Consider the following 18,467-nt stretch of genomic DNA (forward strand, 5'->3'; position numbering starts at 1 on the left):
CTCAAGGGCCCTGACACGCATTCAACTATATAGAAGTCGCCATGAGCCGTTATCGCCCTCCCCGCACCGCTGGCACCGCGCTGATTACCCCCGAAGGTGAAGCGCGGATGCGGGCCGAGTTCCATGAACTCTGGCATGTGCGCCGACCGCAAGTCACGCAATCGGTCAGCGAGGCGGCGGCACAGGGCGATCGCTCGGAAAACGCCGAGTACACCTACGGCAAAAAGATGCTGCGCGAGATCGACAGTCGCGTGCGCTTTCTCACCAAACGCCTGGAAGCACTCAAGGTGGTCAGCGAAAAGCCCAGCGACCCGAACAAGGTCTACTTTGGCGCGTGGGTCACGATTGAAGATGAAGACGGCAAAGAATCGCGCTATCGCATCGTCGGGCCGGATGAGCTGGATCTTAAACTGGGCCTGATCAGCATCGACTCACCGTTGGCGCGCGCCTTGATCGGCAAGGCACTGGATGCCGAAGTGCGGGTCCAGACACCGACCGGTGAACAACTCGTGTATATCGTGGCGATCGACTATTTTTGAGCCGCGACGCTCTGAGCCGCAGCGCTCTGAATCTCAGCGACGGGTAATCAACCCTTGGCGTGCCACGCGAGTCAGCTGCCGGATCACTTCCGGCGCGTCCTCGATGCCGGGTGCCAGAATCACCGCCAGATCGAAACTGTCGTTGGCAAACCGTGCCAGTGACTCGCCATCGTCGACAAACTGAATCAGGAAGGCAGCGGGTCCACCGGTACGACGTGGCCAGCCGTCGAGGTAACGCAGAAGCGTCGGCTGATGTTTACCGCCAAGCAGGATTTTTGGATTGCGCTGGGTGAGGTGTGCCGTGATCGGCGCGGGGCGTATAACGGGGCTTAATGCATTCATTGTGTCGTGTCTCTGCCTCAAAAGTCTGCATGGCAGGTGAGAGGCAACACCGAACCAGCGCTTTAGCGGTATTTCGAAGCCTGCTTCAAGCTTCTATCGGCAACTGAATGAGTCACCTGGCGCCCCGCAAGTAGCTGTTTAAATCGGCGCATGGGCAGCATCCTAGAGAAGCTGACCGGACAGTGTCAAGAATCGCGCGCAACAAAAAAGGCCTGCACAGTGCGTCGCACAATGCAGGCCTTTTCGTTGAACCAGGGGATCAGTTGGTGATGGCGCGGTCGACCGACAGCTTGCCTGCACCTTCGATCAGCACCGCGAGGCTGCCACCGAGCAAAGCCAGGGCGAATTCATAACCGTTGTTGGTCATGAACAGACCGTTACTGATGTGTACCGTGAAAATAGCCACCAGCGCGAGGAAGGTCAGCCCCAGCGCTGCCGGGCGTGCCAACAAGCCGATGATCAACGCCAGACCGCCGAAGAACTCGGTACCACCGGCCAGGATTGCCATGACATTGCCCGGCGCCAATCCAATGCTTTCCATGTACTGCGCGGTGCCGGCAATGCCGTAGCCGCCGAATGCCCCGAAGAGTTTCTGGGCGCCATGGGCTGCGAAGATGATCCCGACGAAAATTCGCAGAATCGTCAGACCGTAGCCCGCGCGAGTGAATAGTACCTTGTTGATCAGAGTGCTCATGCTGTGTCATCCATTGTGAATGTGTGTTGGTTGGCCGCTATATTAATCAGAAAAACTCATGTTAAAAGCGCAAAAAACGCACCATAACAATCAGCTTAGTCGATCATTTCCGTGAGACCACTTTTTGTCCCTGGGGCTCCAACGATTCCCGCTCCCGATCGAACGCCAAGTAATACTTGTTCACGCTATTAACATAGCTGACAGCCCCCATTCCCACCTGCTCCATGGCGATGCGCTCGACCTGGAAAAACCACTGATTAGGATTCAAGCCACGCCGCCGGGCTTCGGTGCGCATACCTTGAACCCGCTCCGGTCCCATGTTGTAAGCCGCCAGCACGAACGCCATGCGCTCGCGCTCATTGAGTTTGGGGCTGGCAAAAAACTTGCGGCGGATCATCGCCAGGTACTTGGCCCCGGCCTGCACATTGGCGTCCAGGTTCTGAATGTTGCTGACACCCACCCGTTGGGCGGCGGACGGGGTGATTTGCATCAGGCCGGTGGGGCCGCTGCCACTTCTGGCGTTGGGTTGCAGCGCCGATTCCTTGAAGGCCAGCGCCGCCAGGTTCAGCCAGTCTATGCCTTGGGCTTCAGCGTGTTTCTGCAGCACCGGTCGAAGTTTTTCCAGGCGCTGCCGATCAGCCTTGGCCAAGGGATAGTGCACTTGATACAGGCGCCGATAGATCCGCATGAACGCCGCATCCTGGTCCGACGGTTTCTTGTATGTCGTCAGGAAGCGATCGATGCTCGAACGCAGCATCGAGGCGTCGCGGCGCACGAACCAGTATTCCTCGCCTGGCTCGCTGATAACGACCTGTCGATCGAAGCGTAATTTGGGCAGGATCTTGCCCCAGCGTTCGGCAATCGGTTGCTCGACAATCGTCAGATGAAAAATTCCGCCCTGGACCATTTCCAGCACGTCCTCGACCGCCAGGCTGGGATCGACCCATTCGATCTGCACCGGCGGCAGTTTGTGCAGCGCGAGCTTCTGATTGATCTGACTGACCGCATCCCCGGCGGCACTGCCGGTGGGCAGCGCGAGGGTTTTGCCCGAGAGCTGTTCGAGACGGGTGTAACGTCGTTCGCCTTTGATTCCCACCAGCAGCAACGGCACGTTACTGGAAACCGGCTGACTGGTACTGACAGCGAGGCCCGGTTGCGGATCGAGCAATTCCCCCGGCGCAACCAGATCACCCTCCCCGCGCTGTAACGCGCCGAGCAGTTGGTCCTTGGCTTTGGGGATGATCTTGAGGGTGATTTCCTGGCCATCGCGGGCATGGCCATTGAGGTATTGCTCGAAAGCACGCAAGCGGTGATATTCGACGCCGATGGCCTGGCCCTGGACTTCACCGGAGCTGTTGCGGCTCTGGTTGACCAACACCCGCAACACACGACTGCTGCGAATTTCCGCCAGGTCGCGGACCTTGGCCGCCGGCACGGCTTGCAACGGCCCGGCTAGACGTGCGACCGCCGGCATGGGCAGCAGCAACGAACAACATAGCAGTAGCAAAACCGAGGGACGAATCATCCACTCTCCGGAAAGAATACGGGTCGACTTCATGGATAACTTCACGATGTCGAGCGACAGAAACAGGAGCGCCTGAAGCGCCAGCAAAGTGCGTGAGAGTGGCACAGTGATTGCAAATCCACCAACCCGACCTCGCGCGCGGGCCTCAACAGACAGTTTTAACTCGTTGTAGTTCTTGGTTTTTCTTATAAATCTACAGCTCTGATATGCTTTCCGGCCTTTGGTCCGAGGTAGCACCATGCAACTCATCGATATCGGCGTCAACCTGACCAATCCCAGTTTCGCCGACAAACACCAGGCCGTGCTCGACCGCGCCTATGCGGCCGGGGTCTGCCAACTGGTGCTCACCGGGACCAGCGTCGAGGGCAGCGAACAGGCGCTGGAGTTGTGCCAGCAACTGGACGAAAGCGCTCAACGGCTGTTCGCCACGGCCGGTATTCACCCGCACTCGGCCAGCGACTGGAACGCCGACAGCGCTCAGCGTCTGCGCAGTTTGCTCAAGGAGCCGAACGTGGTGGCCGTGGGTGAATGCGGCCTGGATTTCAATCGTGATTTCTCGCCCCGCCCGCAACAGGAAAAAGTCCTGGAAGAACATTTGGCAATGGCGGTCGAACTGCAATTGCCGGTATTTCTGCACGAACGCGATGCCAGCCAACGATTGCTGGAGATCCTGCGTGATTACCGCGACCAGTTGCCAGCGGCCGTGGTGCACTGTTTCACCGGCGAAAAGAAAGCGCTGTTCAGTTACCTCGATCTGGATCTGCACATCGGCATCACTGGCTGGATTTGTGACGAGCGCCGGGGCACGCACCTGCATCCAATGGTCAAGGAGATTAAACGCGGGCGCTTGATGCTGGAGAGCGATGCGCCGTATCTGCTGCCCCGCAGTTTGCGCCCCAAGCCGAAAAATGGCCGCAACGAGCCGGCGTACCTGACTGAAGTGTTGCGTGAGGTGGCGTTGCATCGCGGGGAAAGCCAGGAAGACCTGGCAAACCACACCACAGCATGCGCACGGGCATTCTACGGGCTGCCTTCGATCCCCCAGTAACCACAATTCCCTGTGGGAGCGGTATGTGGCGAGGGGGCTTGCCCCCGTTCGGCTGCGTAGCAGTCGTAAACCATTGCATGCGGTGTACCTAATACACCGCGATTGCAGGTTTTGGGGCCGCTTCGCGACCCAACGGGGGCAAACCCCCTCGCCACACAGGCTCGCCACACATTTGGATAGGCTGTGCTCGTTGACCTGCATCAACATCTGCATCCCTGAATAGCGGCACAATGCTGGCACCTTGCCAAAACTGTTTCCGCTATCAGAGAAGACCTCCATGGGTGCCTGGCTTAGCAATATCTCGTTGAAATACAAATTCTGGGCGGTCAACGCCGTTGCCTTCGTCACCACTTTGTTGCTGGTGTTGTACGCGGTGCAGCTTGAACAACAAGCCCGCAGCCACGCCGCCCAAGCGTCGGCCCAGGCTCAGGCGCGGTTGCTCCAGGCCTGGCCCGCCGGGCAGCCGCTGCCCAAGGCCGATAACCTGTTGACCTTCAATCGCGGCCAGGCACCGTTATTCAACGGGCAACCGCTGCTGGAGCTCACGGGTAACCAGGGTTGGACCGAAATCAACACCTTGCCGCTGTTCGGTGACAACCCGTTGATGGGCGCCGAGGTATTCACTCGCCCCGAGGGTCAACAGGTTGCGGTGATTGCCCATGGCCCGAGCCTGAGCCAAGTGTTCGGCGAACGCTTCACCCACTATGCGGTAGCGGTATTCATCCTGATGCTGGCAATGCTCGGCGCCTCGCAACTGTTGATCCGCTTCCTGCTCAGCCAGCTCAACACGTTGAAAGACGTGATGCTGCATGTCGAGAAAAGCGGCGACCTGTCGGCCCGTGTGCCGCTGGCTTGCAAGGATGAAGTCGGGCAGATGGCCAACGCCTTCAACGCCATGCAGGCCGGTTACCAGCGGGTAGTCAACACCGTCGCCAGCACCGCGCGGCAACTGGATGTCGGGGCCGCGCGGCTGGCTTCGAGCATGAACGAGGTGCGTCACGGCATGCTCGGTCAGCAAAGCGAAACCGATCAGGCCGCCACAGCGATAAACGAAATGACTGCCACGGTCCATCACATCGCCCAGCACGCCGGCGCCACCCGCGACCTCTCGCAAACGGCCGACACCCTGGCCGGCAGCGGCCAGGAAGTGGTCACTCGGGTGCAGAAGTCGATTGGCGGATTGTCCATCGGTGTGCAGCAAACGGCCGAGATGATTCAGCGTCTGGCCGAGGACAGTCAGAAAATCAACGGCGTGGTCAGCGTGATCCACAGCATCGCCGAACAGACCAACCTGCTGGCCCTTAACGCCGCCATCGAAGCGGCCCGGGCCGGTGAAATGGGTCGCGGGTTTGCGGTGGTCGCCGATGAGGTGCGTAACCTGGCCAAGCGAGTTCAGGCGTCTACCGACGAGATCACCATCATGGTTTCAGCGCTGCAGGCCGGCACTCGGGACGCCGTGGACTTCATGCAGGAAAGCTCGTACAAGGCGGACGACTGCATGCAGCAGGCTCAGGAAGCCAGCGTGGCCCTGGCCGAGATCACCGGCGCGGTGGCGCAAATGCGTGAAAGCAATACGCAGATCGCAGTGGCGGCCGAGCAGCAGAGCCATGTGGCGGAGGAGATGAATCGGGCGGTGGTGAGCATTCGCGACGTCACCGAAAACACCGTGCAGCAGACCGTGAATTCGGCGATCACCAGCAATGAATTGGCGATGCTGGCGGGGGAATTGAGCAAGGCCATAGGTCAGCTGAAACTGTGACGGCCTCATCGCGGGCAAGCCCGCTCCCACAGGATTAGCGCTATTTTAAAATTTGCGCATTACCTGTGGGAGCGGGCTTGCCCGCGAAGGCGTCAGATCGAGCAACATCGATCTTGACCATCACACCTATTGCGCCGATAGCCAGCCTTGATTCGTCGACCGCTTTTGCCGGGCCTATTCTTTATTCAAGCGCCTCACGAATAAAGGACAAGCATCATGGGCAAACGTCATCCCAACTTCCCCGCCTGGCAATGGCGAACCTACCCGCATCATCAGGATCCGCCCCACCGGGTGTTGCACCGGATTGCCGTGCCGCTGTTCATTGTGGCGTTTTTACTGATGGTTTCGGGGGTGTTCAGCCGGGATCCGGCGAGCATCGCGATTGGCATAATCGGCCTGATCGCCGCCCTGGGCCTCAAGCGTCACGGCCACCGCCTGGAGGCGCAAGCCGACGAGCCGTTCAGTGATCGCAAAGACCGTCGTCATTGATCAGGAATCAGGCGAAAATCGTGACTGTCTGCCGGCTCATGGCAATCAACTGACCGTCTTCGCTCCACAGTTTTGCGGCGGCGTGCCCGTAGCCGTCTGCGGCATACTCGATTTCCACCAGGTACTTGCACCAGTCCAGCGTGCTGAATGCGAGCAATGGCTGAACGAATTCGATGGTCCAGGTAAGCGTGCTGCCTGCCGCCGGTTTCTTCAGATGTGACAACAGAGACGGCGGCCAGGCATCGACCAGCGCCAGAATATGCGCCTCGCTGACCACTTCGTCCTTCCCTTCTCCACGCAAGCGCACCCAACCTCCCATGTCGCGGGAGGTATTGCCGGTGAACGGCAGGCCACCAACACTCCAGCGCATTGCCAAATGACGCATGAATTCCGGAGTAACCCCTTTGATATAGGGCATTTCCTGACAGTCGTCCCAGTGCTTCATCTCAGGCGCAGCATTGGCCGTGACCGCGACTTCGGAAGGTCGCGAGGCGCCGAAGCTGCCCTGGACCAACGTCACCACTTGCCCCTTCTGTATTGCCCGGCCCAGTACCTGACTGACGGCTTTGCCTTCGCGCAACACATCGACTTCAAAACTGACCGGCACATCGGGCTCGACCGGGCCGACAAAGGTGATGGCCAGCGAACGCACCGGACGATCCGCCGGGACTTTTGCGCGCATGGCCTCGTATTGCAAGGCGGCTATCAGCCCCCCAAAACTCGCCCGGCCCTGGCCCCATTCGGCCGGAATAGACAGCTCCTGCGGCTGACTGCGTACAGCGTCGAGCAGATCGGAAAAGTGCATGGGAACCTCAGAGGCATGAAAATGGATGGAACGATCTTAACCAGCGCACAAAATAGACACAGCGCTTATTCCGGCCAAAGAACCTGACAGATAGGCCGGATGACGCCGCAACCCCGTAGGAGCGGTGGGTGTTCAGGATTTGAAGCAGTCGGCGCTCAGTTTGTCGAGCACGCGGTCGGCATGCGCTTCGGCCTCGGCCAAGGTGGTTTTCCAGGTCGCGACACAGGGCTGCAAATCGGGCTCTTCTTTCGCGCGCTCCAGCCACTGCCAGCTGTCGTGCCAATCGCCCAAGGCCGCCTGCGCGGATTTCAGTCTGGGCAGGGCCGCTTTGGGCAAGCGGTCCAGTTCGGGATAGGCTTCGATGCCATAGCGCACACGCTTGATCAGCAGGCGCAGGCGATGGCGGTCATGGGCGGGATCATGCAGGGCCTGGTCGAGTTTCTTCCATTGTTTGGCCAGGCGTTTTTCGATGCGCTTGCGCAAGCCCTTGAGCAAACCCTGACGCTGGGAAGCCCGCAGGAAACGCGGAAAGGCATCGAGGATCATCAGCATCTGCGCCACTTCCGGGCTTGCCGCGACGACGGGATAAACCTCGTGCATCCGCACCATACGCCGGTGCGCGGCCTCGGGTTGATCGTGCTGGAGCAGGTAGGCCGCCAGCACTTCGCGATCACGCAACGGCGTGGTCAGGTCACCGACCCGGGATGCCGCCGCTTCCAGTTGCTCGACCCCGGGCAAACCGCGCAAGGGCCGCAGCAAGCTGCGCAAACGCCGCACGGTGGTGCGCAGATCGTGCAGCGCTTCAGCGTCGGTACGGGCACTCAAGCGTGCCTGGCAGGCGAGCAGGCGAATGTCCAGGCTCAGAACGTGAGCCACCAACCGATCAACCAAGGCAGACATCGCTTGCTCCGTGAATCGTATTCCCCCATTGGCTATAGCATGCTTCAACGGCCGGCGCGAGATTCACGAATGTAGAAGCGCGCCTTCTCGGCCTTCTTGGTGCAACCCTCGTACGCTTCGAATTGCTGCTGGGTCTTGGCGCCGGTCAACAACGACAATGCCTTGGAGTAGCTGACAGTCCCGGCAAAGCCCTCGACCTTGGCCAGATCCAGTTCACGCCAGGCGGCGTCGAGCTGGTTACCACAGCTGTCACGGTAAGCGGTTTTACCGGCACAACCGGCGAGTGCCAAGGCAATCAAGGGCACACAGATCCAGACTTTCATTACTCACACCTCAACGATAGGTAAACATGCATGCACGTAAGACGGTCTGGCACGTGAAAAGTGCCTTGGGCCCGCCGCGGAAACATGCCGTGGAAACATGCTGTGGAAGCATACGACCGGCGAGAATACCCATTCGCCTCTCCACAGTGTCAAAAAACGACGCACCGGCCCCCTCGAACGACCATAGCAATTGAAGCGTGCCCCTCGATGGGTGCATTGTTGAACCTTGTCAGAGAGGTCGATTCATGAAAAAGCGTGTCGCACTGGTGTTGGGCTCGGGTGGCGCCCGGGGCTACGCCCATATCGGCGTCATTGAAGAAATCGAACGACGCGGCTACGACATCGCCTGCATCGCCGGTTGCTCCATGGGCGCAGTGGTCGGCGGGATCTATGCCGCCGGTAAACTCAAGGATTACCGCGACTGGATCGAGAGCCTGGATTACCTGGACGTGTTGCGTCTGGTGGATGTGAGCTTTCGCCTGGGCGCAATTCGCGGGGAAAAAGTCTTCGGGCAGATCCGCAAGATCGTTGGCGAAATCAACATCGAAGACCTGCGCATTCCTTACACGGCGGTGGCCACGGACCTGACCAATCAGCAGGAAATCTGGTTTCAGGAAGGCTGCCTGCACCAAGCCATGCGCGCTTCGGCGGCGATCCCCAGCCTGTTCACGCCGGTGATGCAGGGCAATCGTATGCTGGTGGACGGCGGTATCCTCAACCCGTTGCCGATCGTGCCGGTGGTGTCGAGCCATTGCGACCTCATCATCGCGGTCAACCTCAACTCCACCAACCAGCGTCATTATCAATTACCAGTGATCCAGCGCCCGGCCGCGTTCAAGACCCGCTTCGACAGCCTGATCAACTCACTGGGTTCGAAATTGCCCTTCCGCCGCAAACAGGCCGAACAATTGCTGCTGCTGGAAAAGGAAGCGTTGATGGCCGAAGCGGCCGATATCAATCCGTGGATCGAATCCGCCGAGCCCGAAGGCCAGCAACCGGCGGCGGCCCCGGAAAGCAACGGCGCACCGAAATCCGCCACCGGCTCGTTCATCATCGACAACGTCGGGCCGGCGTCCTTGCTGGACCTGATCAACCAGAGTTTCGAGGTCATGCAGACCTCATTGGCGCAGTACAAGATTGCCGGCTATCCGCCGGATATCCTGATCAACGTGCCCAAGCGGGTGTGCCGGTTTTTCGAGTTCTACAAGGCGCCGGAGTTGATCGCGCTGGGGCGTGAGATTGCGCGGGATACGCTGGATCGCTATGAGAATGAGCGGGAATCTTGAGGCCTGACTATCGTTCCCACGCTCTGCGTGGGAATGCATCCTGTGACGCTCCGCGTCACAAAAGCGGACGCAGAGCGTCCATGGCGGCATTCCCACGCAGAGCGTGGGAATGATCAGGCATCAAGCAACCGATACCCAACCCCCGCTTCGGTAACGATAAACCGTGGCCGAGTCGGGTCATCCGCCAGTTTCTGCCGCAAGTGCCCCACCACAATCCGCAGATAATGGCTGTCTTCGGTGTGGGTCGGCCCCCAGATGTCCTTGAGCAATTGCTGCTGGGTGATGACCCGCCCCGGATGCCGTGCCAGTTGCGCCAGTACCGCGTATTCCTTGCGCGTCAGCGCCACTTCGGCGCCATCCAATAGCACCCGGCGATAAGCCAGGTCGACGGTGAGCGGGCCGAAGCTGAGCGCCGCTTGCTGGGCCTCACCCGTCGGCGCCTGACGCAACAAGGCGCGCACCCGGGCCAGAAATTCCTGGATGCCGAACGGCTTGGTCACGTAGTCGTTGGCGCCGCCATCCAGAGCCTGGACTTTCTGCCCTTCGCTGGCGCGCACCGAGAGCACCAGCACCGGCATCGTCGACCACTCGCGAAACTCGCGCAGCACCTGCTGGCCGTCCATGTCCGGCAGGCCGAGGTCGAGCACCAGCAGGTCGGGTTTGTTCAATGCGGCCTGGGCCAGGCCTTCCGTGCCGGTGCCGGCCTCCAGCACTTTGTAGCCTTGGGAAACCAGGCTGATGCGCAGGAACTTGCGGATCTGCGGTTCGTCGTCAATGACCAAAATGGTCGCGGTCTGGCTCATGAATTCACATCAACACAAAGAAGTGGCAAGAGAGTAGCGCAGGCGAGATCAGGCTTCACTGTCCAGTCCCGGCTGAGTTTGCAATGGCAGGTGCAGCGTGATGCAGGTGCCGCGTCCGCCGATACCGTCGGCGACGCTGATCCGCCCGCCATGGGCACCGACCATGCCCTGACAAATCGCCAGCCCCAGCCCGGTGCCCTGCCCGCCGCGATCGCCGCGAGCAGCGGTGTAAAACATGTCGAAAATCTTCGCCCGGTCCTCCTCGGGAATCCCCGGCCCTTCATCGCTGACGGAGAAAAACAGCTCGCTGTCAGTGGCCCCGGCACGCAATTCCAGGCGCCCGCGGGGCGGCGAGAAACGCGCGGCGTTTTCCAGCACATTGACCAGTGCTTGCTCGATCAACGCGGCATGCACATACAGCAGCGGCAACTCGGCTGGCACGTCGGTGATGACCTGCAACGATGCCAGCACCGCACGCAGACGATTGAGCGAACTGCCGACGATGTCGGCCGGTGACACCCAGTCCCGCGAAAGCTTCAGGGCGCCGTGCCCGAGGCGCGTCATGTCCAGCAGGTTTTGAATGTAGCGATCCAGCCGCTCGGCTTCATCGCGGGTGCCTTCGAGCAGTTCGCGGCGGTCCTCCAACGGAATCGCCTCGCCCAGCGCCAGCAGGCTGTCGATGCTGCCGCGCATGGAGGTCAGCGGCGTGCGTAAATCGTGGGACACCGACGCCAGCAGCGCGCTGCGCAATTGCTCGGTTTCGCCATGCAAACGTGCCGCCTCAAGGTCATCGGCCAATTGCGCGCGGGCCAATGCCTGGGCCAGCGGTTGGCTCAACGCGGTCAACAAGCGCCGCCGCTGGCCGCTCAGGGTCTGGCCTTCTTTGGCGCACACACCGAGCAGCGCCAACGGTCCATCGTCCACCGACAGAGGCCACCACCACCAGCGCCCGAACGGCAACGTACCAGTGCCCGCGCCGGCCGGTTGATCATGTTGCCAAGCCCAATCGGCGGCAGCGCGCTCGGCTTCGGAGAACTCCAGCGGCCCGCCGGTTTCGACTTTCCAGCCGCTCTGGCCATCGCGATTGAGCAGGCACAGTTTCAGGCCCGCCCAGCCGTTGAGGTGCTGCGCCGCAGCGCTGATCACAGCCTGACGGTCGGTGGCGGCGGTGAGTTTGCGCGACAGATCGAGCAGTTCGCTGGTTTCTTCCTGGGTGTCGCGCAACGCCTGCAATTGCCGCCGTTGCCGCGCCGCCAGGTTGCCGGTGAGGGCCGCCATCAGCAGAAAGAACAGCAAGGTCAGCACGTCTTCTTCGCGCTGGATGCTGAAAGAGAAGTTCGGCGGGATGAACAGAAAGTCATAGGTCAGAAACGACAGTGCCGCGCAGGCCAAGGCCGGGCCGAGACTGCTGCGCACCGCCACCAGTAACACGGCCGCGAGGAACACCAGGGAAATGTTGGGCAACGGCAAGACGCTCGAAACCGCCCAGGCCAAGGCAGTGGCAAGCACTGTCGCCACCAGCGCCAATGCGTAGTCGAACCAGACCAGCGACTGCGCCGAGCGTTGGCGCGGTTGATGCTGTTCCTGATCGCTGTCGAGCACATTAATTTCCAATCCGCGAGCATTGCGCAGCAAACGTGACGCCAGACCGCCGCCGAACAACCGTCGACGCCAACGCTGGCGTGACTGGCCCACCAGCACCAGGCTGGCGCGTCGTTCAGCGGCGTGCTGGATCAGGGTTTTGGCCACCTCACCGGCGCGCAGCAACACCACTTCACCACCGAGGCGTTCGGCCAGTTGTTGGGCGCTTTGCAGGCGCAGTCGCGATTGCTCGTCGCGCACACGGCCGTTGTCCACATGCACCAGGCTCCACGGCAGATGCCGCCGCTGGGCCACACGACTGGCGTGACGCACCAGCCGCTCGGCCTGAGCATCGCCATCGACGCCCACCAGCAAACGACCGCGCACCGCCGGTGCGGCCTGCCCCAACTGGCGATAACCCTGGGCCAGATCGTTATCGACCTGAGCGGCGGCGGTTTGCATCGCCAGTTCGCGCAGGGCGGTGAGGTTGGTCTGGGTAAAGAAGGCATCGATGGCCGCTCGCGCCTGCTCCGGCACGTAGACCTTGCCCTCGCGCAAACGCTCCAGCAATTCACGCGGCGGCAAGTCGATCAGCAGCAATTCGTAGGCTTCTTGCAGCACCCAGTCCGGCAAGGTTTCGCGCACCTGAACGCCGGTGATGCCGCGCACCTGATCGTTGAGACTTTCCAGATGCTGGACGTTGACCGTGGTGAACACATCGATGCCGGCGGCCAGCAATTCCTGAATGTCTTGCCAGCGTTTGGCGTGTCGACTGCCGGGGGCGTTGCTGTGGGCCAGTTCGTCCACCAGCACCAGTTTCGGTCTGGCGGCCAGCAGACCGTCGAGGTCCATTTCTTCGAGCATCACGCCGCGGTATTCCGAGCGCACCAACGGCTGCTGCGGCAAGCCGCTGAGCAGCGCTTCGGTTTCGGCGCGACCGTGGGTTTCGACCACCCCGGCCATGACTTTCACGCCCTGGCGCAGTTGGGTGTGGGCGGCTTGCAGCATGGCGTAGGTCTTGCCGACCCCGGGGGCTGCGCCGAGAAACACCTTGAGCCGGCCACGGCCATCGCGGGGCAGGTTTGCTAACAGCGCATCGGCGCGGCCGGAGTCACTCATGCTTGAAGTTCTCTCTAATTGATCGTTCCCACGCTCTGCGTGGGAATGCAGCCCGGGACGCTCCGCGTCCCATCCGAAGCGGACGCAGAGCGTCCATAGATGCATTCCCACGCAGAGCGTGGGAACGATCCTTTCCAAACTTTTGACCTTTACAACTTTTCCAGCGCCCTATTCAGCGCCAACACATTCACCACCGGCGGCCCCACCAACGGCTGCTCGATGTGCGCATCCAGCAATTGCTCAAGCGTAGCCACCGGCAGATTGCGCGCCGTCGCGACACGCGCCAGTTGATAGGCAATCGCAGCCGGAGGCAAGTGCGGATCGAGGCCGCTGCCGGAGGTGGTCAGCATCGCCAACGGCACTGGGCCTTGGCCAGCCACCTGCAATTTATTGGCCTCGTCGATCACCCGAGTGGCCAGCGCCGGATTGCTGGGCGAGAAGTTGCTGGCGCTGCTCGACACGGTGGCAAAGGCACCGGCCGATGGCCGTGGGTGGAACCAGCCGTCGCCGACGAAATCCTGGGCGATCAGCGACGAGCCGCGAACCTTGCCATCAGCGTCGCGCACCAGGCTGCCATTGGCCTGGTCCGGGAAAGCGACCTGGGCGACGCCGGTGACCACCAACGGGTAGGCGACGCCGGTGATCAGGGTCATCAGCAACAACAGGCTCAGGGCCGGACGTATCAATGTGGACATTTCAAAATCCTCGATTCGATAAAAAACTCAGGTCTGGAAGCTACTGCACCACAAAAAAACCGCACACGCAGATCAACCTCAAACCAGCTGCAACGCCGTCAACAGCATGTCGATCGCCTTGATGCCCACGAACGGCACCAGAAGCCCGCCCAGGCCATAGATCAGCAGATTGCGCCGCAGCAACGCCGCCGCGCTCACCGCCTGTACCCGCACACCGCGCAGTGCCAGCGGAATCAGCACCACAATGATCAAGGCGTTGAACACAATCGCCGACAGGATCGCGCTGCGCGGGCTGCTCAGATGCATGACGTTGAGCACACCCAGTTGCGGGTAGATCGAGGCGAACAGCGCCGGCAGGATCGCGAAGTACTTGGCCACGTCGTTGGCGATGGAAAAGGTCGTCAGTGCACCGCGGGTCACCAGCAATTCCTTGCCGATTTGCACCACGTCCAACAGCTTGGTCGGGTCGCTGTCGAGGTCGACCATGTTCGCCGCCTCCCGTGCCGCTTGCGTACCGTCGTTCATCGCCATGCCCACGTCCGCCTGAGCCAGGGCCGGGGCGTCGTTGGCGCCATCGCCGCACATGGCGACCAGGCGACCGTCGTTCTGCTCGTGGCGAATGCGTGCCAGTTTCTTCTCCGGCGTGGCTTCGGCCAGTACGTCATCCACGCCCGCTTCGGCAGCAATCGCAGCGGCGGTCAACGGGTTGTCGCCCGTGACCATGACCGTGCGAATCCCCAGCTTGCGCAGTTCGGCGAAACGCTCGCGAATGCCGGGCTTGACCACGTCCTTGAGGTGAATGACACCGAGCAATTTGCCATCGACGCAGACCAGCAACGGCGTGCCGCCACTCTGGGCGATCCTGTCGATTTCCCGGGACAGAGGCGCGGCCAGATCGGCGCGTTTGAGGCCGACGAAGGTCAGCAGCGAATCCACCGCGCCTTTGCGATAGACCCGACCTTGATAGTCGACCCCAGACAAGCGGGTTTCAGCACTGAATGGCACAGCGGTCAGCACCTCGGCGGACGGCTCGGGTTGCGGATGAAGACCGCGCAGGTACTCGACGATGGATTTGCCTTCAGCCGTGTCATCGGCCAAGGAGGCAAACAACGCGCCTTCGGCCAGTTCCCTGGCAGTGACACCCGGCGCGGCATAGACCGCGGAGCAGCGACGGTTGCCGAAGGTGATGGTGCCGGTCTTGTCCAGCAGCAGGACATGCACGTCCCCCGCCGCTTCCACGGCGCGACCGGATTTGGCGATCACGTTCAGGCGCACCAGACGGTCCATCCCGGCGATACCGATGGCCGACAACAAACCGCCAATGGTGGTGGGAATCAGCGTGACCAACAACGCCACCAGGAACACCAGCGGCAGGCTGCCGTTAGCGAAGTGGGCGAACGGTTGCAGGGTCACTACCACCAGCAGAAAGATCAGGGTCAGGCCGATCAGCAGGATATCCAGCGCCACTTCGTTCGGGGTTTTCTGGCGTTTGGCGCCTTCGACCAGCGCGATCATGCGGTCGAGGGTCGACTCCCCGGGGTTGGCGGTGATGCGCACCAGCAGCCAGTCGGACACCAGCCGAGTGTTGCCGGTGACCGCCGAGCGGTCGCCGCCGGACTCCCGAATCACCGGCGCCGACTCACCGGTAATCGCCGCTTCGTTGACCGCCGCGATGCCTTCGATCACCTCGCCGTCACCGGGGATCATTTCCCCTGCTTCCACGCGCACCACATCGCCCTTGCGCAGGCTGGTGGCGGGCACTACCTGAAAGCTGCCATTGGCGTTTTTGCGCCGGGCACTCAAGCCTTCGCTGCCGGCCTTGAGGCTGTCGGCACGGGCCTTGCCGCGACCTTCGGCCAGCGCTTCGGCGAAGTTGGCGAACAACACGGTGAACCACAACCACAAGGCGATTTGCGCGGCGACGAAAGTCGGCACGGCGCTGTCGGGAATGAAGCACAGCACGGTGGTCAGAATCGCGGTCAGTTCCACCACCAGCATCACCGGCGCACGTTGCAATTGCCGTGGGTCGAGTTTTACGAACGCTTGCACCAGCGCCGGGCGCCAGAGGGCCGAGATCGCGGTTTTCGGTTGTTCCGGCGCCTTGACGACGGCGGCTTTAGTTGCGGGCATATTCATCATGGATTCCCCTTAGAAGCCCAAGCTCAGGTGTTCAGCAACAGGCCCCAACGCCAGTGCCGGCAGGAAGGTCAAACCACCCACCAGCAAAATGGTCACGGTCAACAGGACCACGAACAGCGGGCCGTGAGTCGGGAAGCTGTTCTGGCCGATCGGTGCGGTTTTCTTCATCGCCAGGCTGCCGGCCAGGGCCAGTACCGGGAGGATGTAGCCGAAGCGCCCGATCAACATGCCCAGCCCCAGCATCAGGTTGTGGAACGCGGTGTTCGCCCCAAATCCCGCAAACGCCGAACCGTTGTTGGCGCTGGCCGAGGTGTAGGCGTACAGCAACTGGCTGAAACCGTGAGCACCGGGGTTACTGACCGCCGCGACCGGGCCAGGCAGGCTGGCAGCAATCGCGCCGAGCACCAGCACGCCGACTGGCATCACCAGCAAGGTCACCACCAGCAACTGGACTTCCCTGGCTTGCAGTTTCTTGCCGAGGTATTCCGGGGTGCGGCCGATCATCAGCCCGGCGAGGAATACCGCGATCAGCACGTTGAGCAACATGCCGTAGAGCCCGGCCCCGACGCCGCCGAAAATCACTTCGCCGACCATCATGTTGATCATCGCGACCATGCCGCTCAGGGGGTTGAGGCTGTCGTGCATGCCGTTGACCGAACCGTTCGACGCCGCCGTGGTGGTTACCGACCACAGCACCGTGGCAGTGGTGCCAAAACGCGCTTCCTTGCCTTCCAGCGGCGCGGTCTGTTCGACGGCGACGTTGGCCAGGGTCGGGTTCGGTTGATATTCAGCCCACAGCGACGTCGCGCCGCCGATCAAAAACAGCGCCAGCATGCAGGCGATGATTGCGCGGCTCTGACGCAGGTCTTTCACGTAATGGCCGAAGGTGAACACCAGCGCCACCGGGATCAGAATGATCGAAGCGACTTCGAACAGGTTGCTCCACGCCGTCGGGTTCTCGAACGGGTGCGCGGAATTGACGCCGAAGAAGCCACCGCCGTTGGTACCCAGTTGCTTGATCGCAATCTGGCTGGCGGCCGGGCCGAGCGGGATTACCTGATCGACGCCCTGCATCGTCACGGCGTTCACGTAGTGGGCGAACGTTTGTGGCACGCCCTGCCACACCAGAAACAGCGCCAGCAGCAGGCAGAGCGGCAGCAGGCCGTAGAGGGTGGCGCGGGTCATGTCGACCCAGAAGTTGCCCAGGTTTTTGGTGGATTTGCGGCCGATGCCGCGCCCCCCTATACCTCGACAGAGTGCAACCAGAACCGCCAGGCCGGTGGCAGCGCTGACGAAGTTCTGCACGGTGAGGCCGGCCATCTGACTCAGGTAGCTGAGGGTCGCTTCGCCGCTGTAGGACTGCCAGTTGGTATTGGTCATGAAGCTGACGGCGGTATTGAACGCTTGCGTCCATTCCTGCCCCGGCAAATGTTGCGGATTGAGCGGCAAATAATCCTGAAACAGCAGGATCGAAAATAACAGCAAAAAACCCGCAAGGTTAAAGGCGAGCAAGGCCAGGGTGTATTTCTGCCAGCTCTGCTCTGCCTGCGGATCGACGCCGGCCACCCGATAACACCCCCGCTCCACCGGCCCGAGGATCGGCGACAGCCAGGTGCGCTGCCCTTCCATCACCTTGTAGTAGAAGCGCCCCAGAAACGGTGCCGGGATCAGCACCACGGCGAAGAAGGCGAGGATCAGCCAATAGTCATAACTGTGCATAGCCGCTCCTAGTTCCGGTCTGCGCGCAACAGCGCAACCAACAGATAAATGAACAGCCCCACCGCCAATAGCAGCGACACTCCGTCCAGAACGCTCATGGAAATTCTCCGTGTTACGGCGTATTGCCGCGTGTGCAGTGATTGTCGGGAGGGAGGCTGTAAAGGCGCGAGATCGAGGGGTGTGGCGGGGCATAAATAAAGCGTAAAGAGTGGGGGGATGGTTTTGTTACAGCGGTGTCCGGTCGGGCCTCATCGCGGGCAAGCCCGCTCCCACAGGGGACGGTGGTGTATCGATAAACGCATATCCTCGTGAGAGCGGGCTCCTACGGGGGAATGTGCAAGTTTTTGAAGCGTGGCCGGATGAACGGGACATAACAGGCCTAGAATGGAACCACTGCGAAATTTCATCGCTCAAAAGTGATACGCAGGATCGATCGGCGAACCCTCGCCCACCGGCCTGCCCTTAAGGAGAGCCGTTATGCCCTGGTATGCCTGGTTGATTCTGATCGTTGCCATCGGCTCTATCGTTGGCGGTCTGATGCTGTTGCGCGACACCGCCCACAAGGTGGAATTGACCGAAGAGCAACGCAAACGCGTCGCCGAACGCAATGCCGAAGCGGATGCCAAGGATGCGCAGGACCGCTGACAAATAAACCCGCCATAACTGGCGGGTTTATTTTTGCGCACCCCCATCCCTGTGGC

General features: G+C 61.3%; 17 protein-coding genes and 1 pseudogene. 6 read left to right on the top strand and 12 right to left on the bottom strand.

Annotation, left to right across the window (positions count from 1 at the left end):
* The first annotated feature begins 41 nt into the window (after positions 1-41).
* The gene (gene greB / locus BZL43_RS24780) at positions 42-539 is read left to right on the top strand and encodes a transcription elongation factor GreB (protein WP_095634713.1); all 498 of its coding nucleotides are present in this window, start codon (positions 42-44) and stop codon (positions 537-539) included.
* Positions 540-572: 33 nt separating this feature from the next.
* On the opposite strand, the gene BZL43_RS24785 is transcribed toward greB, so the two are convergent.
* The 3 genes from BZL43_RS24785 to BZL43_RS24795 form a co-directional block, all read right to left on the bottom strand.
* A complete protein-coding gene (locus BZL43_RS24785; RefSeq protein WP_095634714.1) occupies positions 573-881 on the bottom strand; it encodes a hypothetical protein in 309 nt (102 codons plus the stop codon).
* Between the two features lie 259 nt (positions 882-1,140).
* A complete protein-coding gene (locus BZL43_RS24790) occupies positions 1,141-1,575 on the bottom strand; it encodes a DoxX family protein (RefSeq protein WP_095634715.1) in 435 nt (144 codons plus the stop codon).
* Between the two features lie 103 nt (positions 1,576-1,678).
* Positions 1,679-3,100: a transglycosylase SLT domain-containing protein gene (locus tag BZL43_RS24795; RefSeq protein WP_095634716.1), complete on the bottom strand. Its 1,422-nt coding sequence runs from the start codon at positions 3,098-3,100 to the stop codon at positions 1,679-1,681.
* Positions 3,101-3,338: 238 nt separating this feature from the next.
* Here BZL43_RS24795 and BZL43_RS24800 point away from each other — a divergent pair, with 238 nt between their 5' ends.
* From BZL43_RS24800 to BZL43_RS24810, 3 genes and pseudogenes are all read left to right on the top strand, one after another.
* Positions 3,339-4,148 (top strand): TatD family hydrolase, encoded by an 810-nt coding sequence (locus BZL43_RS24800; RefSeq protein ID WP_095634717.1) that lies wholly within the window; start codon positions 3,339-3,341, stop codon positions 4,146-4,148.
* A 277-nt stretch (positions 4,149-4,425) separates the two neighbouring features.
* Entirely contained in the window at positions 4,426-5,907 is a 1,482-nt protein-coding gene (locus BZL43_RS24805) for a methyl-accepting chemotaxis protein (protein ID WP_095634718.1), read from the top strand.
* 216 nt (positions 5,908-6,123) lie between these two features.
* A pseudogene (locus tag BZL43_RS24810) lies at positions 6,124-6,384 on the top strand (terminase); the annotation flags it as partial.
* A gap of 19 nt (positions 6,385-6,403) precedes the next feature.
* Here the strand turns inward: BZL43_RS24810 and BZL43_RS24815 are convergent.
* The 3 genes from BZL43_RS24815 to BZL43_RS24825 form a co-directional block, all read right to left on the bottom strand.
* Positions 6,404-7,201 carry an acyl-CoA thioesterase II gene (locus tag BZL43_RS24815; protein WP_095634719.1) on the bottom strand — a complete coding sequence of 266 codons (798 nt, stop codon included), beginning with the start codon at positions 7,199-7,201 and terminating at the stop codon, positions 6,404-6,406.
* A gap of 132 nt (positions 7,202-7,333) precedes the next feature.
* Positions 7,334-8,101 (bottom strand): CHAD domain-containing protein, encoded by a 768-nt coding sequence (locus BZL43_RS24820; protein ID WP_095634720.1) that lies wholly within the window; start codon positions 8,099-8,101, stop codon positions 7,334-7,336.
* Between the two features lie 44 nt (positions 8,102-8,145).
* Entirely contained in the window at positions 8,146-8,424 is a 279-nt protein-coding gene (locus BZL43_RS24825; protein ID WP_095634721.1) for a hypothetical protein, read from the bottom strand.
* Between the two features lie 245 nt (positions 8,425-8,669).
* Between BZL43_RS24825 and BZL43_RS24830 the strand changes: the two genes are divergently transcribed.
* A complete protein-coding gene (locus tag BZL43_RS24830; RefSeq protein ID WP_095634722.1) occupies positions 8,670-9,710 on the top strand; it encodes a patatin-like phospholipase family protein in 1,041 nt (346 codons plus the stop codon).
* Between the two features lie 113 nt (positions 9,711-9,823).
* Here the strand turns inward: BZL43_RS24830 and BZL43_RS24835 are convergent, their stop codons facing one another.
* The 6 genes from BZL43_RS24835 to kdpF all read right to left on the bottom strand — a co-directional run bounded on the left by BZL43_RS24835 (position 9,824) and on the right by kdpF (position 17,864).
* Positions 9,824-10,513, bottom strand: a complete 690-nt coding sequence (locus tag BZL43_RS24835; RefSeq protein WP_095634723.1) for a response regulator — start codon at positions 10,511-10,513, stop codon at positions 9,824-9,826.
* Positions 10,514-10,561: 48 nt separating this feature from the next.
* Positions 10,562-13,213, bottom strand: a complete 2,652-nt coding sequence (locus BZL43_RS24840; RefSeq protein WP_095634724.1) for a sensor histidine kinase KdpD — start codon at positions 13,211-13,213, stop codon at positions 10,562-10,564.
* 149 nt (positions 13,214-13,362) lie between these two features.
* A complete protein-coding gene (kdpC, locus tag BZL43_RS24850) occupies positions 13,363-13,908 on the bottom strand; it encodes a potassium-transporting ATPase subunit KdpC (RefSeq protein ID WP_095634726.1) in 546 nt (181 codons plus the stop codon).
* A gap of 78 nt (positions 13,909-13,986) precedes the next feature.
* Complete coding sequence (gene kdpB / locus BZL43_RS24855) at positions 13,987-16,044, bottom strand: potassium-transporting ATPase subunit KdpB (protein ID WP_095634727.1); 2,058 nt, start codon at positions 16,042-16,044, stop codon at positions 13,987-13,989.
* Between the two features lie 12 nt (positions 16,045-16,056).
* Positions 16,057-17,766: a potassium-transporting ATPase subunit KdpA gene (kdpA, locus tag BZL43_RS24860; protein WP_095634728.1), complete on the bottom strand. Its 1,710-nt coding sequence runs from the start codon at positions 17,764-17,766 to the stop codon at positions 16,057-16,059.
* Between the two features lie 8 nt (positions 17,767-17,774).
* Positions 17,775-17,864: a K(+)-transporting ATPase subunit F gene (kdpF, locus tag BZL43_RS24865; RefSeq protein WP_007899818.1), complete on the bottom strand. Its 90-nt coding sequence runs from the start codon at positions 17,862-17,864 to the stop codon at positions 17,775-17,777.
* Between the two features lie 379 nt (positions 17,865-18,243).
* Here kdpF and BZL43_RS24870 point away from each other — a divergent pair, with 379 nt between their 5' ends.
* Complete coding sequence (locus BZL43_RS24870) at positions 18,244-18,411, top strand: DUF2897 family protein (protein WP_095634729.1); 168 nt, start codon at positions 18,244-18,246, stop codon at positions 18,409-18,411.
* Positions 18,412-18,467: the final 56 nt, after the last annotated feature.

This window comes from Pseudomonas sp. PICF141 (assembly GCF_002286815.1).
Lineage (GTDB): Bacteria > Pseudomonadota > Gammaproteobacteria > Pseudomonadales > Pseudomonadaceae > Aquipseudomonas.

Bases quoted from the DNA above. Each gene is read 5' to 3' on its own strand.
- BZL43_RS24870 (WP_095634729.1), top strand. From the start codon at position 18,244: ATGCCCTGGTATGCCTGGTTGATTCTGATCGTTGCCATCGGCTCTATC.
- BZL43_RS24820 (WP_095634720.1), bottom strand. From the start codon at position 8,101: ATGTCTGCCTTGGTTGATCGGTTGGTGGCTCACGTTCTGAGCCTGGAC.
- kdpA (WP_095634728.1), bottom strand. From the start codon at position 17,766: ATGCACAGTTATGACTATTGGCTGATCCTCGCCTTCTTCGCCGTGGTG.
- BZL43_RS24790 (WP_095634715.1), bottom strand. From the start codon at position 1,575: ATGAGCACTCTGATCAACAAGGTACTATTCACTCGCGCGGGCTACGGT.
- BZL43_RS24800 (WP_095634717.1), top strand. From the start codon at position 3,339: ATGCAACTCATCGATATCGGCGTCAACCTGACCAATCCCAGTTTCGCC.
- BZL43_RS24835 (WP_095634723.1), bottom strand. From the start codon at position 10,513: ATGAGCCAGACCGCGACCATTTTGGTCATTGACGACGAACCGCAGATC.
- BZL43_RS24815 (WP_095634719.1), bottom strand. From the start codon at position 7,201: ATGCACTTTTCCGATCTGCTCGACGCTGTACGCAGTCAGCCGCAGGAG.
- BZL43_RS24825 (WP_095634721.1), bottom strand. From the start codon at position 8,424: ATGAAAGTCTGGATCTGTGTGCCCTTGATTGCCTTGGCACTCGCCGGT.
- BZL43_RS24785 (WP_095634714.1), bottom strand. From the start codon at position 881: ATGAATGCATTAAGCCCCGTTATACGCCCCGCGCCGATCACGGCACAC.
- kdpC (WP_095634726.1), bottom strand. From the start codon at position 13,908: ATGTCCACATTGATACGTCCGGCCCTGAGCCTGTTGTTGCTGATGACC.
- BZL43_RS24795 (WP_095634716.1), bottom strand. From the start codon at position 3,100: ATGATTCGTCCCTCGGTTTTGCTACTGCTATGTTGTTCGTTGCTGCTG.
- BZL43_RS24830 (WP_095634722.1), top strand. From the start codon at position 8,670: ATGAAAAAGCGTGTCGCACTGGTGTTGGGCTCGGGTGGCGCCCGGGGC.
- kdpF (WP_007899818.1), bottom strand. From the start codon at position 17,864: ATGAGCGTTCTGGACGGAGTGTCGCTGCTATTGGCGGTGGGGCTGTTC.
- BZL43_RS24805 (WP_095634718.1), top strand. From the start codon at position 4,426: ATGGGTGCCTGGCTTAGCAATATCTCGTTGAAATACAAATTCTGGGCG.
- kdpB (WP_095634727.1), bottom strand. From the start codon at position 16,044: ATGAATATGCCCGCAACTAAAGCCGCCGTCGTCAAGGCGCCGGAACAA.
- BZL43_RS24840 (WP_095634724.1), bottom strand. From the start codon at position 13,213: ATGAGTGACTCCGGCCGCGCCGATGCGCTGTTAGCAAACCTGCCCCGC.
- greB (WP_095634713.1), top strand. From the start codon at position 42: ATGAGCCGTTATCGCCCTCCCCGCACCGCTGGCACCGCGCTGATTACC.